This is a genomic window from Burkholderia torrens, assembly GCF_984668525.1.
Map to the genome: position 1 here is coordinate 2,081,152 of NZ_OZ480211.1, position 13,001 is coordinate 2,094,152.

Sequence of the window (13,001 nt, forward strand, 5' to 3'; positions counted from 1 at the left end):
GTACATGAGTCATCTTGAAGCACGCGCCGGACATCCGGTCGCCGGGCACCAGGACGCAGGCCGGCCCGAAGTATCGGTCATCATCCCCGTGTACAACGAGGAAGACGGCCTCGCCGCGCTGTTCGCGCGGCTGTATCCGGCGCTCGACGCACTCGACACGTCATACGAAGTGATCCTGATCAACGACGGCAGCCGCGACCGCTCGGCCGCGATGCTCGCCGATCAGTTCCACGTACGGCCCGACACGACGCGTGTCGTGCTGCTCAACGGCAACTACGGCCAGCACATGGCCATCCTCGCGGGCTTCGCGCAGTCGCGCGGCGAGATCGTCATCACGCTCGACGCCGACCTGCAGAATCCGCCCGAGGAAATCGGCAAGCTGATCGCGAAGATGCGCGAGGGCTACGACTACGTCGGCTCGATCCGCAAGCAGCGCCAGGACAGCCTGTGGCGGCGCAAGGCGTCGCAGATGATGAACCGGCTGCGCGAGCGCATCACGCGCATCAAGATGACCGACCAGGGCTGCATGCTGCGCGCGTACAGCCGCCGCATCATCGACACGATCAACGTGTGCGGCGAAGTCAACACGTTCATCCCCGCGCTCGCGTATACGTTCGCGCAGAAGCCGACCGAAATCGAGGTCGCGCACGAGGAACGCTTCGCGGGTGAATCGAAGTATTCGCTGTACAGCCTGATCCGGCTGAACTTCGACCTCGTGACCGGCTTCTCGGTCGTGCCGCTGCAGTGGCTGTCGTTCATCGGCGTGATCCTGTCGCTCGGCTCCGCCGCGCTGTTCGTGCTGCTGCTGGTGCGCCGCTTCATCGTCGGCGCGGAAGTGCAAGGCGTGTTCACGCTGTTCGCGATCACGTTCTTCCTGCTCGGCGTGATCATCTTCGCGCTCGGCCTGCTCGGCGAGTACGTCGGCCGCATCTACCAGCAGGTGCGCGCGCGTCCCCGCTACCTGATCCAGGCCGTGCTCGAGCAGCATGACGGCGTGCCGGCGGTGCCGGCCGACGCGAACCGCACGGGAGCGGCGCAATGAAGCCGCGCGCGGTCGTCTTCGCGTATCACAACGTCGGCGTGCGCTGCCTGCAGGTGCTGCTCGCGCGCGGCGTCGACGTCGCGCTCGTCGTCACGCACGAGGACAACCCGAACGAGAACATCTGGTTCGGCAGTGTCGCGTCCGTGGCGGCCGAACACGGCATTCCGGTCGTCACGCCGGCCGATCCCGCCGATCCGGCCCTGCGCCGCGCGGTGTCGGACGCCCAGCCCGATTTCATCTTCTCGTTCTACTACCGGCACATGCTGCCGGTTGACCTGCTCGCGATCGCGCCGCGCGGCGCGTACAACATGCACGGTTCGCTGCTGCCGAAATACCGGGGTCGGGTTCCGACCAACTGGGCCGTGCTGAACGGCGAGACCGAGACCGGCGCGACGCTGCACGAGATGGCCGCGAAGCCCGACGCGGGCGCGATCATCGGCCAGACCGCGGTGCCGATCCTGCCGGACGACACGGCCACGCAGGTGTTCGACAAGGTCACGGTGGCCGCCGAGCAGACGCTCTGGCGCGTGCTGCCCGCGCTGCTCGCGGGCGAGGCCGCACACCTGCCGAACGATCTGTCGACCGGCAGCTATTACGGCGGCCGCAAGCCCGAGGACGGCCGCGTCGACTGGTCGAAACCGGCCGCGCAGGTCTACAACCTGGTGCGCGCGGTCGCGCCCCCGTATCCGGGCGCGTTCACGGACGTCGCCGGCACGCGTTTCGTGATCGCGCGCGCGCGCCTCGCGGCGCCCGGCAGCGCCGCCGCCGCCGCCGCGGCGGATTTGCCGCCCGGCCTGCACGTAAGCGATAATGCGCTATTCGGCGTCTGCGGCGACAGCCGCGCCCTATCCATTCTCGAGCTGTGGCAGCAGCGCGACGGCAGCGAAACCGTCGTGACGCCCGCGGAATTCGCGCAGTTCATTCATTCTTCCCGTCATTCATGAAAGCAAAAAAAGTCCTGATCCTGGGTGTGAACGGCTTCATCGGCCATCACCTGTCGAAGCGCATTCTTGAAACCACCGATTGGGAAGTGTTCGGCATGGACATGCAGACCGATCGGCTTGGCGACCTCGTCAACCACGAGCGGATGCATTTCTTCGAAGGCGACATTACGATCAACAAGGAGTGGGTCGAGTATCACGTGAAGAAGTGCGACGTGATCCTGCCGCTCGTCGCGATCGCGACGCCCGCCACCTACGTCCAGCAGCCGCTGCGCGTGTTCGAACTCGACTTCGAGGCGAACCTGCCGATCGTGCGTTCGGCCGTCAAGTACGGCAAGCACCTCGTGTTCCCGTCGACCTCCGAGGTCTACGGCATGTGCTCGGACGAGCAGTTCGATCCGGACGCATCGGCCCTCACCTACGGCCCGATCAACAAGCCGCGCTGGATCTACGCGTGCTCGAAGCAGCTGATGGACCGCGTGATCTGGGGCTACGGGATGGAAGGCCTGAACTTCACGCTGTTCCGCCCGTTCAACTGGATCGGCCCGGGCCTCGACTCGATCTACACGCCGAAGGAAGGCAGCTCGCGCGTGGTCACGCAGTTCCTCGGCCACATCGTGCGCGGCGAGAACATCAGCCTCGTCGACGGCGGCTCGCAGAAGCGCGCGTTCACCGACATCGGCGACGGCATCAGCGCGCTGATGAAGATCATCGAGAACAAGGACGGCGTCGCGTCGGGCAAGATCTACAACATCGGGAATCCGAAGAACAACTTCTCGGTTCGCGAACTCGCGCACAAGATGCTCGAACTGGCTGCGGAATACCCCGAGTACGCCGATTCGGCCAAGCAGGTGAAGCTCGTCGAAACGACGTCCGGCGCCTACTACGGCAACGGCTACCAGGACGTGCAGAACCGCGTGCCGAAGATCGACAACACGATGCAGGAGCTCGGCTGGGCGCCGCAGGCGACGTTCGACGACGCGCTGCGCAACATCTTCGAAGCGTATCGCGGCCACGTCGCCGACGCGCGCGCGCTCGTCGAACAGCAAGGCTGACCGGGACGCTCGCTTGGCTCGTATCGTCCTCAAGATCGACGTCGACACGCTGCGCGGCACGCGCGAAGGCGTGCCCAATCTCGCGCGCATCTTCGATCGTTTCAGCGCGCGCGCGACCTTCCTCTTCAGCCTCGGGCCCGATCATACGGGCTGGGCGCTGCGGCGCGTGTTTCGCCCGGGCTTCCTGAAGAAGGTGTCGCGCACGTCGGTGGTCGAACACTACGGCGTGAAGCAGCTGATGTACGGCGTGCTGCTGCCGGGCCCCGACATCGGCCGCCGTGCGATCGCCGACATGCGCGCGATCCACGAGGCCGGTTTCGAATGCGGGATCCACACGTGGGATCACGTGTACTGGCAGGACAACGTCCGCGCGCGCGATCGCGACTGGACCGCGCGTGAAATGCAGAAGTCTCACGCGCGCTTCATCGAAATTTTCGGCGCACCGCCCGTCACGCACGGCGCGGCCGGCTGGCAGATGAACGATTCGGCGTTCGAGCAGATCGATGCATGGGGGATGCGCTACGCATCGGACGGGCGCGGCCACTCGCCGTACCTGCCCGTCGTCGGCGGCCGCACGCTGTCGCACGTGCAGATGCCGACCACGCTGCCGACGCTCGACGAAGTGCTCGGCATCGACGGCGTCGACACGCACAACGTCGCCGCGCACATCCTCAAGTTCACCGAAACCAATCCGCGCGACCAGGTCTTCACGCTGCATGCGGAACTGGAAGGCCAGAAGCTCGCGCCCGTGTTCGAGCAACTGCTCGCCGGCTGGCGCGCGCAGGGCCACACGTTTGCGACGATGGGCGACTACCACGCGACGCTGGACCGCGACTCGCTGCCATCGTACCCTGTCACGTGGGGCGAAATCCCCGGCCGCTCCGGCGAACTGATCGTCCAGCCCGACTGAGTTCGCGCGCGAGCCGGCGTCGCCCGCAGCGCGCTTGGCCGTGCTGCGGCGGCGCCCCGCCGCACAGCGCCGTCGCAGCGGCGCCTTTCCATAACAACAGGAGAAACACGTGTCTGTCGAAGTTGACCGTCAAGTTCCCGATTTCACCGCACCGGCCACGGGCGGCGACATTTCGCTGTCCGACCTGAAAGGCAAGAAGCTCGTGCTGTACTTCTATCCGAAGGACAACACGCCGGGCTGCACGACCGAGGGGCTGCAGTTCCGCGATCTCTATCCGAAGTTCAAGAAAGCCGGTGCGGAAGTCATCGGCGTGTCGCGCGACAGCCTGCGCTCGCATGACAATTTCAAGGCAAAGCTCGAACTGCCGTTCCCGCTCATCTCCGATGCCGACGAAGCGCTGTGCGCGCTGTTCGATGTCATCAAGATGAAGAAAATGTATGGCAAGGAAGTGCGCGGAATCGAGCGCTCGACGTTCCTGATCGACGCCGACGGCGTGCTCCGCCAGGCATGGCGCGGCATCAAGGTGCCGGGTCACGTGGACGACGTGCTAAAGGCTGTACAAGCGCTTTGAGGCGCGTTATATTGGGCCGCAATGAATGCCAGTTCGCCCCATATTTCTCGTAGCTGCGCCGGTGCTCGATGCGATGCTTTCCGGCACCTGACGCGCATCACGACGATATCAGCCGAGCCGCATGCCCCTGTCGACGGGGCAGCGGCTTTTTTTATGGATTGCGCGCCGGCCCTCCCGGTCCGGCCCTAACCGCATCGAGGAGCTGATCGACACTTAGGCGAACCGGCTAGACGAACTTCCTGTGCGCCACCGCGCGCAAACTGCATGCGTCTACGTCACGCAGGATGCGATCAGCGGCGCACGCCATGCGACACGATTCCTCCCGAGGGACACCATGCCTTTGCCTACCCCCCCCAGCAAGCTCGGCAGCCTGCTGCCGCCCGACGAATACAAGGCGAAAGCGCGGCCCGCGAAAGCCGCGAAGAAATCCGCCGAAGGGGACGCATCCACAGCCGGTGACTATGGTCCGGCCAGCGTGGCCCAACCGATGATCGAAGCCGCGAACACGGCCGCGCCGCTGCGTGCCGTCGCGTCTTCGGCGCCTGATGCCGCGAGCGCACCCGCACGAGGCCGCAAGACCAAGCAGACGGCCGCGCTGTTGCAGCCGATGCCGGCCCCCGCCGAACCCGCGGCGCCGGTCGTCGCACGCAACGACAAGCCGGCCGCCGGCAAACCGGCCGCCGCGCCCGTGCGCGACGCCGGTGCCGCGACGAAGTCGCGCAGCCGCAAGCCCGCCGAAGCCGAACTGCAGAAACTGTTCGTGCTCGACACCAACGTGCTGATGCACGACCCGAGCAGCCTCTTCCGTTTCGAGGAACACGACGTCTATCTGCCGATGATGACGCTCGAGGAACTCGACAACCACAAGAAGGGGATGTCCGAAGTCGCGCGCAACGCACGCCAGGTCAGCCGCACGCTCGACGCGCTCGTCGCCGATGGCGGCCCGATCTCGGACGGCATCCCGCTGTCGCGCCTCGGCAGCCGCGAGGCGCTCGGCCGCCTGTACTTCCAGACGAAGCTCGCCGACATCGCGCCGATCGAAGGCTTGCCCGAAGGCAAGGCCGACAACCAGATCCTCGGCGTCGTGCGCGCGCTGCAGCGCGACCGGCCCGACCGCCAGGTCGTGCTGGTGTCGAAAGACATCAACATGCGGATCAAGGCGCATGCGCTCGGCCTGCCCGCGGAAGACTACTTCAACGACCAGGTGCTCGAGGACAAGGATCTCCTCTACTCCGGCGTGCGCGAACTGCCGCAGGACTTCTGGACCAAGCACGCGAAGGGCATGGAGAGCTGGCAGGACACGAAGACGGGCACCACGTATTACCGCGTGACGGGCCCGCTCGTCGCGTCGATGCTCGTCAACGAGTTCGTCTATTTCGAGCCGCAGAACGGCGAGCCGACGTTCCATGCGATCGTCCGCGAACTGAACGGCAAGACGGCGCTGCTGCAGACGCTGCGCGACTACAGCCACCACAAGAACAACGTGTGGGGCATCACCGCGCGCAACCGCGAGCAGAACTTCGCGCTGAACCTGCTGATGAACCCCGAGATCGACTTCGTCACGCTGCTCGGCCAGGCCGGCACCGGCAAGACGCTCGTCGCGCTCGCGGCCGGCCTCGCGCAGGTGCTCGACGACAAGCGCTACAACGAGATCATCGTGACGCGCGCGACCGTGCCCGTCGGCGAGGACATCGGTTTCCTGCCCGGTACCGAGGAAGAGAAGATGCAGCCGTGGATGGGTGCATTCGACGACAACCTCGAAGTGCTGCAGAAAACCGACGACGCGGCCGGCGAATGGGGCCGTGCCGCGACGCAGGAGCTTATCCGTTCGCGCCTGAAGGTGAAGAGCATGAACTTCATGCGCGGCCGCACGTTCGTCGACAAGTACCTGATCATCGACGAGGCGCAGAACCTGACACCGAAGCAGATGAAGACGCTCGTCACGCGCGCGGGCCCCGGCACGAAGATCGTGTGCCTCGGCAACATCGCGCAGATCGACACGCCTTACCTGACCGAAGGCAGCTCGGGCCTGACCTACGTCGTCGACCGCTTCAAGGGCTGGGGCCACGGCGGCCACGTGACGCTCGCTCGCGGCGAACGCTCGCGGCTTGCCGACTACGCGTCGGACATCCTGTAACACCGCAAGCCGGCCGGTCGGCCGGCTGCCGACGCCTCGCGGCGCTCCGGAAACGGAGCGCCGTTTTTATTTGGGGTCGAAGACAAAAGTAACGCTTCGTCACGTAACAACGCAGTTTACGCGCGAAACTTCAAGTAAATTCTCAGGAATGGTTGCTTAAGCCCCGTCGGACCGTCTACCATCTGGTCTGTCTGTTGTCATACGATTCGCGAGCGCGCCGCGCTCGCCCGCCTCGCCATGCTTCGAATCTGGGTTCCCGTTGCCGTCGTTTCCCTGCTTGCGGCCTGCTCCAGCGTGCCGCAGCAGTCGGCATCGCGTCCCGCGTCGGGCATGAAGATCACGACGCCGCGCGCGTTCCCCGCTCCCGCCAATTTCCCGAAATTCGTCGATCACAGCGTCGGCCAGGAAGAAATCTCGATCCAGGCGATGAGCCTCGTCGGCATCCCGTATCGCTGGGGCGGCAACACGCCGACGAGCGGCTTCGACTGCAGCGGGCTCGTGCGCTACGTGATCGGCCGCGCGGCCGACGTGAACCTGCCGCGCACGACCGCCGACATGAGCGGCCGCGGCGTGTCGGTCGAACCCGAGGAAATCGCGCCGGGCGACCTGATTTTCTTCAATACGACCGGGCGGCCGCATTCGCACGTCGGCATCTATGTCGGCAAGCTGCGCTTCGTCAACGCACCGTCGACGGGCGGCACCGTGCGGCTCGACTACCTGACGAACCCGTACTGGGCCAAGCGTTTCGACGGCATTCGCCGCGTCGCGCCGCCGCGCACGGCGCCGACGCCGTTCGATGCGCCGACCTACGAGGCGAAGCGCGACGAGCCGCGCAACCCGCCGGCAGCAGCGCCCGCTCCGGTGGTCGCGACTGCCGCTGCGTCGCGGCCGCCCGCGTACGCTTCGTCGCAAGCGAGAGCAACGCAGGCGCCGGCGCCCGCTCCAGTGGTCCCGACCGCGCCGATCGTGACGACCGCCGCAGCCGCACCTGCGGCCCCGGCCGCCGATCCGTACGAACCGCCGCCGCCGCGCATGCAGGCCGCGCAGCAACAGGCGACGTCGGTGAATGACGGCACGACCGCGATGACGGCCAATTCAGTGCCCGCCGCCCCGGCGGAGTCCGGCACGCAGATTCCGACGATGGCGCTGACGGCCGCCCAGGCTGCCGCCTTCGATGCCGAACCGCCGCCCGCCGCTGCGTCCGCTGCGCCACGCAGTCTCGAGCCTGCCCCCGTGCAGGTATTGCGCGCGTCGACGCAATCCGCGCCCGTTAGCCCGCGTACCGGCACCGCAGACGATCCGATCGCGCGATTTGCGAACGGCAGTTACTGACCGGTTGCCCGAACCCCGACGGCCGGTATCGTTGGCGGCATCTGCCGCTGCGCCCGCCTGCTCCGCCTGAAACGCCCCTGCTCCAAAAGAAAATGCGCCGCAGCCTTTCGGCTTGCGGCGCATCGGATATCGGTCCTGCTGCGTCGACGATCAGAAGATCTGGTGGCCGAGCCACCATCCGCCGGCCGCGAACAGCGCGGCCGCCGGCAGTGTCAGCACCCACGCCCACACGATGTTGCCGGCGACACCCCAGCGCACGGCCGACAGCTTCTGCGTCGCGCCGACGCCGACGATCGCGCCGGTGATCGTATGCGTGGTCGACACCGGGATGCCGAGGAACGACGCGAGGAACAGCGTCATCGCGCCACCGGTTTCCGCACAGAACCCGCCGACCGGCTTGAGCTTCGTGATCTTCTGGCCCATCGTGCGCACGATGCGCCAGCCGCCGAACAGCGTGCCGAGGCCCATCGACAGGTAGCATGCGCCGATCACCCACGCGGGCGGCGCGTCGGCGGTGGCCGACGCGTAGCCGCTCGCGATCAGCAGCATCCAGATGATGCCGATCGTCTTCTGCGCGTCGTTGCCGCCGTGGCCGAGGCTGTACAGGCCGGCCGACAGCAGTTGCAGCCGCCGGAAGCGCCGGTCGACCTTGCTGGGCGCGGTACGGAAGTACAGCCACGACACACCGAGCATGAACAGCGAACCGAGGATGAAGCCGAGCAGCGGCGAAATGAAGATGAACGCGATCGTCTTCAGCAGCCCGTCGATGTTCAGCGAGCTCCAGCCCGACTTCGCGAGCGCCGCACCGACGAGGCCGCCGATCAGCGCGTGCGACGAGCTGGACGGAATCCCGTAGTACCACGTGATCACGTTCCAGCCGATCGCGCCGACCAGTGCGCCGAAGATGACGTAATGGTCGACGATCTCGGGGTCGATCGTGCCTTTACCGACGGTCTGGGCGACTTTCAGGTGGAAGATGAAGTACGCGATCACGTTGAACGCGGCCGCGAACACGACGGCCTGCTGGGGCTTCAGCACCCCGGTCGACACGACGGTGGCGATCGAGTTCGCCGCGTCGTGAAAGCCGTTCATGAAGTCGAATACGAGCGCGACGAGCACGAGTGCCGCGACCATCCATAGGGCGAGTTGTATCGAATGCATCGTGGTCCGCTCAGGCGTTTTCCAGCACGATGCCTTCGATGATGTTCGCGACGTCCTCGCACTTGTCGGTGATCTCTTCGAGCAGCTCGTAGATCGCCTTCAGCTTGATGAGCGTCTTCACGTCGTCTTCCTCGCGGAACAGCTTCGACATCGCCGCACGCAGCACGCGATCGGCCTCCGACTCCCAGCGGTCGATCTCCTCGCACTGCTTGAGGATCTGTGCCGACTGCTTCATGTCGGACAGCAAGCCGACCGCCTGCTGCACGTGCTGGGCCGACTGCGTGACGATGTGCGCGAGCTGGCTCGCCTCGGACGTGACCGAACGCACGTCGTACAGCGACACGGCCGTCGCGACGTCTTCCATCAGGTCGAGGATGTCGTCCATCGTCGTGATCAGCTTGTGGATCTCGTCGCGATCGAGCGGCGTGATGAAAGTCTTGTGCAACAGATCGATCGCCTCGTGCGTGAGCTTGTCGGCGGCCTTCTCGGCGGTTTGCACGTTTTGCTTGTGAATCTCGGCGTCGGCGAGATTGTCGATCAGCAGTTCGAGCTCGCGGCCACCGGAAACGATGTGCTTCGCGTGCGCGTTGAAGAGTTCAAAGAACTTGCCCTCGGTGGGCATGAATCGACCGAACATGGGATTCCTGAGAGATTGTCAAACTACTGTCACGAAAACGGGCGACATTGTACCGTTTTCGGTCGCGACGCGACGCGCGCACATGCGCGCGCCGGGATTGGATACAACGTTTGGCGATTTAGGGCTTTACAAGCGGCGTTACTCGCCGTAGAACGTCTGCGCCCCCGCAAAGTTATCGAACTTCGTGTATTGCCCCAGGAACGTGAGCCGAACGGGGCCGATCGGGCCGTTACGCTGCTTGCCGATGATGATTTCGGCCGTGCCCTTGTCGGGGCTGTCCGGGTTGTAGACTTCGTCACGGTAAATGAACAGGATCACGTCCGCATCCTGTTCGATTGCGCCTGATTCGCGCAAATCCGACATCACCGGGCGCTTGTTCGGGCGCTGTTCGAGGCCGCGGTTCAGCTGCGACAGCGCGATCACCGGCACGTCGAGTTCCTTCGCGAGGCTCTTCAGCGATCGCGAGATTTCCGAGATTTCGGTTGCGCGGTTCTCGCCCTGCGACGAACCCGACATCAGCTGCAGGTAGTCGACGATGATCAGGCCGAGCTTGCCGCATTGCCGCGCAAGACGCCGCGCGCGAGAACGCAATTCCATCGGGTTCAGGCCGCCCGTCTCGTCGATGAAGAGCTGTGCCTCGCTCATCTTCTGCACCGCATGCGTCAGCTTCGGCCAATCCTCGTCCGTCAGGCGGCCCGTCCGCATCCGGTGCTGGTCGAGCCGGCCGATCGAGCCAAGCATACGCATCACGAGCTGGGTACCCGGCATTTCCATCGAGAACACCGCGACCGGCAGCCCGTACTCGACCGCGACGTATTCGCCGATGTTCATCGAGAACGCGGTCTTACCCATCGACGGGCGTCCTGCAACGATGATCAGTTCGCCGCCGTGCATCCCGGACGTCATCCGGTCGAGGTCAACGAAGCCCGTCGGCGTGCCGGTGACGTCGCTCGGGTTCGCGGTGTGGTACAGCGTGTCGATGCGCTCGACCACCTGCGTGAGCAGCGGGCCGATCTCGAGGAAGCCCTGGTTGCCGCGCGCGCCTTCTTCCGCAATCGAGAACACCTTCGATTCGGCTTCGTCGAGCAGTTGGCGAACTTCCTTGCCCTGCGGATTGAATGCGTCGGCCGAGATTTCGTCGGCGACCGACACGAGCCGGCGCAACACCGCGCGGTCGCGCACGATTTCCGCGTAGCGACGGATGTTCGCGGCGCTCGGCGTGTTCTGCGCGAGGGCGTTCAGGTACGCGAGCCCGCCGACGTCGTCGGCCTTGCCGGACGTGGTCAGCGCTTCGTACACGGTCACGACGTCGGCCGGGCGCGTCGACGCGATCAGGCGGCCGATGTGCTCGTAGATGATCCGGTGGTCGTAGCGGTAGAAATCGCCCTGCGACAGGAAATCGGCAATCCGGTCCCATGCCGCGTTGTCGAGCAACAGGCCGCCGAGCACCGACTGTTCGGCTTCGACCGAATGCGGCGGGACTTTCAGCGATTCGATTTGGGGATCTTGCGGCGCGTTCATGGGTTGGGATTATCGCGAATAGATCGCTGCAGCGCTACCGCTCAGGCGATCGGGCAATAAAAAAGGCAGGCCCCGGTTGCCCGGGCGCCTGCCCTTGTCCGGACGGCGGAAGCCGCCCGGAAAGCTTGCATACGCTTACGCGTGGTCGCCGATCACGTTGATCGTGACGTCGACGACGACGTCCGTGTGCAGCGCGACCTGGACGTTGTGCTCGCCGATCATCTTCAGCGGGCCTTCCGGCATGCGAACTTGCAGCTTCTCGACTTCGAAACCTGCCTTCTTCAGCAGTTCAGCGACGTCGCCGTTCGTGACCGAGCCGAACAGACGGCCGTCAACGCCCGACTTCTGCGTGATTTCGAACGACTGGCCGTTCAGCTTCTCGCCGACTGCCTGCGATGCTGCCAGCTTTTCAGCGGCGATCTTTTCGAGTTCAGCGCGGCGAACTTCGAATTCGGCGATCGCTTCCTTCGTTGCACGGCGAGCCTTGCGGTTCGGGATCAGGAAGTTGCGAGCGTAACCGTCCTTGACCTTGACGATGTCGCCGAGGTTGCCCAGATTGGCGACTTTTTCCAACAGAATGATTTGCATTCGAATTCTCCTTATTGCGTCGCCTGATTACGCCTTGTGCTGATCGGTGTACGGCAGCAGCGCGAGGAAACGCGCACGCTTGATGGCCGTATCCAGCTGACGCTGATAGTGCGCCTTCGTACCCGTCAGGCGAGCCGGCGTGATCTTGCCGTTTTCGCCGATGAAGTCCTTCAGCGTTTCCGTGTCCTTGTAGTCGATCTGCTCGACGCCGGCAGCCGTGAAACGGCAGAACTTCTTGCGCTTGAAGAGCGGGTTTTGTTGCTGACGACGCTTGTCGAATTTCTTACCAGTCGGGCGGGGCATGATTTCAGTCCTTTCCAATGTCCTGCAATGCTGTGATGTGAAACACCAAGGTTCTCGCGTTGCGGCTTTTCTTGGCCAGGAAGCCCGTGAACAGCGTTTCGACGCCCATTTCACGACTTTCCAGCCTGCCGCTCGCCTCACCGGCCGCCACCGCCTCGATCGTCATTTCGACCTGACGGGGAATGCCTGCTTCGACGACTTCCGTGCGGTGCTGCAATGTGGCGCTAGCGATCGGAACACCTGCCGGCGTATATCGCACCGGTGCGCGTTCGACGACGCTCGCCGTCAATTGCAACCTGTTCACGAGAGTGGCGCGCTCCTTGATGGCTTAATGAATGACGAACTTAAGCCTGCGCTTCGGTCGGCTGAGCTGCAGCCGCCTTCTTGGCTTCTTCGCGCTGAACTTCCTTCATCATCGGCGACGGGCCGGTTTCGGCCTTCTTCATCTTGACGATGAGGTGACGCAGCACGGCGTCGTTGAACTTGAACGCGTGTTCGAGTTCGTCGAGCGTCGTCTGGTCGCACTCGATGTTCATGCAGACGTAGTGAGCCTTCGCGAGTTTCTCGATCATGTAGGCCAGTTGGCGACGGCCCCAGTCTTCGACACGGTGGACCTGGCCGCCGTGCGACGTGATCGTGGACTTGTAGCGCTCGATCATCGCGGGCACTTGCTCGCTTTGATCCGGGTGCACGATGAAGACGATTTCGTAATGACGCATTACACACTCCTTGTGGATTAAAGCCACCCGGGCGTCTGAACCGGTGTGGCAAGTGAGAAGCCGAAGATTCTAACCCGATTACGG

14 protein-coding genes and 1 pseudogene are annotated in these 13,001 nt (G+C 64.6%); 7 read left to right on the forward strand and 8 right to left on the reverse strand.

What is annotated here, in order from left to right; genetic code table 11:
* The first annotated feature begins 4 nt into the window (after positions 1–4).
* The 5 genes from AC5LXX_RS09525 (at position 5) to AC5LXX_RS09545 (ending at position 4,519) form a co-directional block, all read left to right on the forward strand.
* Positions 5–1,042 (forward strand): glycosyltransferase, encoded by a 1,038-nt coding sequence (locus tag AC5LXX_RS09525; RefSeq protein ID WP_493409321.1) that lies wholly within the window; start codon positions 5–7, stop codon positions 1,040–1,042.
* Positions 1,039–1,986: a formyltransferase gene (locus AC5LXX_RS09530; RefSeq protein WP_493409322.1), complete on the forward strand. Its 948-nt coding sequence runs from the start codon at positions 1,039–1,041 to the stop codon at positions 1,984–1,986. Before AC5LXX_RS09525 ends, AC5LXX_RS09530 begins: the two co-directional genes overlap by 4 nt.
* Positions 1,983–3,038 carry a bifunctional UDP-4-keto-pentose/UDP-xylose synthase gene (locus AC5LXX_RS09535; RefSeq protein ID WP_059233974.1) on the forward strand — a complete coding sequence of 352 codons (1,056 nt, stop codon included), beginning with the start codon at positions 1,983–1,985 and terminating at the stop codon, positions 3,036–3,038. Before AC5LXX_RS09530 ends, AC5LXX_RS09535 begins: the two co-directional genes overlap by 4 nt.
* Before the next feature lie 13 nt (positions 3,039–3,051).
* Positions 3,052–3,948, forward strand: a complete 897-nt coding sequence (locus tag AC5LXX_RS09540) for a polysaccharide deacetylase family protein (RefSeq protein WP_493409323.1) — start codon at positions 3,052–3,054, stop codon at positions 3,946–3,948.
* Positions 3,949–4,057: 109 nt separating this feature from the next.
* The gene (locus AC5LXX_RS09545; RefSeq protein ID WP_034207483.1) at positions 4,058–4,519 is read left to right on the forward strand and encodes a peroxiredoxin; all 462 of its coding nucleotides are present in this window, start codon (positions 4,058–4,060) and stop codon (positions 4,517–4,519) included.
* A 185-nt stretch (positions 4,520–4,704) separates the two neighbouring features.
* On the opposite strand, the pseudogene AC5LXX_RS09550 reads toward AC5LXX_RS09545, so the two are convergent.
* A pseudogene (locus AC5LXX_RS09550) lies at positions 4,705–4,958 on the reverse strand (hypothetical protein); the annotation flags it as partial.
* Here AC5LXX_RS09550 and AC5LXX_RS09555 point away from each other — a divergent pair.
* Positions 4,854–6,656, forward strand: a complete 1,803-nt coding sequence (locus AC5LXX_RS09555) for a PhoH family protein (protein ID WP_124450332.1) — start codon at positions 4,854–4,856, stop codon at positions 6,654–6,656. The pseudogene AC5LXX_RS09550 and the gene AC5LXX_RS09555 overlap by 105 nt on opposite strands.
* Before the next feature lie 237 nt (positions 6,657–6,893).
* Positions 6,894–7,988, forward strand: a complete 1,095-nt coding sequence (locus AC5LXX_RS09560) for a C40 family peptidase (RefSeq protein ID WP_493409324.1) — start codon at positions 6,894–6,896, stop codon at positions 7,986–7,988.
* A 150-nt stretch (positions 7,989–8,138) separates the two neighbouring features.
* Here AC5LXX_RS09560 and AC5LXX_RS09565 read toward each other — a convergent pair whose 3' ends face one another.
* The 7 genes from AC5LXX_RS09565 to rpsF all read right to left on the reverse strand — a co-directional run bounded on the left by AC5LXX_RS09565 (position 8,139) and on the right by rpsF (position 12,917).
* Positions 8,139–9,149, reverse strand: coding sequence for an inorganic phosphate transporter (locus AC5LXX_RS09565; protein WP_046543500.1), 1,011 nt, complete (start codon positions 9,147–9,149; stop codon positions 8,139–8,141).
* A 10-nt stretch (positions 9,150–9,159) separates the two neighbouring features.
* Positions 9,160–9,786, reverse strand: a complete 627-nt coding sequence (locus tag AC5LXX_RS09570; RefSeq protein WP_034188683.1) for a DUF47 domain-containing protein — start codon at positions 9,784–9,786, stop codon at positions 9,160–9,162.
* Positions 9,787–9,924: 138 nt separating this feature from the next.
* On the reverse strand, positions 9,925–11,307 hold the full coding sequence (locus AC5LXX_RS09575) for a replicative DNA helicase (protein ID WP_006486249.1): 1,383 nt from the start codon (positions 11,305–11,307) through the stop codon (positions 9,925–9,927).
* Positions 11,308–11,442: 135 nt separating this feature from the next.
* Positions 11,443–11,895 (reverse strand): 50S ribosomal protein L9, encoded by a 453-nt coding sequence (gene rplI / locus AC5LXX_RS09580; protein ID WP_021156519.1) that lies wholly within the window; start codon positions 11,893–11,895, stop codon positions 11,443–11,445.
* 27 nt (positions 11,896–11,922) lie between these two features.
* Positions 11,923–12,198, reverse strand: coding sequence for a 30S ribosomal protein S18 (rpsR, locus tag AC5LXX_RS09585; protein WP_006486248.1), 276 nt, complete (start codon positions 12,196–12,198; stop codon positions 11,923–11,925).
* Positions 12,199–12,202: 4 nt separating this feature from the next.
* On the reverse strand, positions 12,203–12,502 hold the full coding sequence (priB, locus tag AC5LXX_RS09590; protein ID WP_034188684.1) for a primosomal replication protein N: 300 nt from the start codon (positions 12,500–12,502) through the stop codon (positions 12,203–12,205).
* 40 nt (positions 12,503–12,542) lie between these two features.
* On the reverse strand, positions 12,543–12,917 hold the full coding sequence (rpsF, locus tag AC5LXX_RS09595; protein ID WP_124450336.1) for a 30S ribosomal protein S6: 375 nt from the start codon (positions 12,915–12,917) through the stop codon (positions 12,543–12,545).
* Positions 12,918–13,001: the final 84 nt, after the last annotated feature.

Bases quoted from the DNA above. Each gene is read 5' to 3' on its own strand.
- AC5LXX_RS09525 (WP_493409321.1), top strand. From the start codon at position 5: ATGAGTCATCTTGAAGCACGCGCCGGACATCCGGTCGCCGGGCACCAG.
- AC5LXX_RS09530 (WP_493409322.1), top strand. From the start codon at position 1,039: ATGAAGCCGCGCGCGGTCGTCTTCGCGTATCACAACGTCGGCGTGCGC.
- AC5LXX_RS09535 (WP_059233974.1), top strand. From the start codon at position 1,983: ATGAAAGCAAAAAAAGTCCTGATCCTGGGTGTGAACGGCTTCATCGGC.
- AC5LXX_RS09555 (WP_124450332.1), top strand. From the start codon at position 4,854: ATGCCTTTGCCTACCCCCCCCAGCAAGCTCGGCAGCCTGCTGCCGCCC.
- AC5LXX_RS09560 (WP_493409324.1), top strand. From the start codon at position 6,894: ATGCTTCGAATCTGGGTTCCCGTTGCCGTCGTTTCCCTGCTTGCGGCC.
- AC5LXX_RS09565 (WP_046543500.1), bottom strand. From the start codon at position 9,149: ATGCATTCGATACAACTCGCCCTATGGATGGTCGCGGCACTCGTGCTC.
- AC5LXX_RS09570 (WP_034188683.1), bottom strand. From the start codon at position 9,786: ATGTTCGGTCGATTCATGCCCACCGAGGGCAAGTTCTTTGAACTCTTC.
- AC5LXX_RS09575 (WP_006486249.1), bottom strand. From the start codon at position 11,307: ATGAACGCGCCGCAAGATCCCCAAATCGAATCGCTGAAAGTCCCGCCG.
- rplI (WP_021156519.1), bottom strand. From the start codon at position 11,895: ATGCAAATCATTCTGTTGGAAAAAGTCGCCAATCTGGGCAACCTCGGC.
- rpsR (WP_006486248.1), bottom strand. From the start codon at position 12,198: ATGCCCCGCCCGACTGGTAAGAAATTCGACAAGCGTCGTCAGCAACAA.
- rpsF (WP_124450336.1), bottom strand. From the start codon at position 12,917: ATGCGTCATTACGAAATCGTCTTCATCGTGCACCCGGATCAAAGCGAG.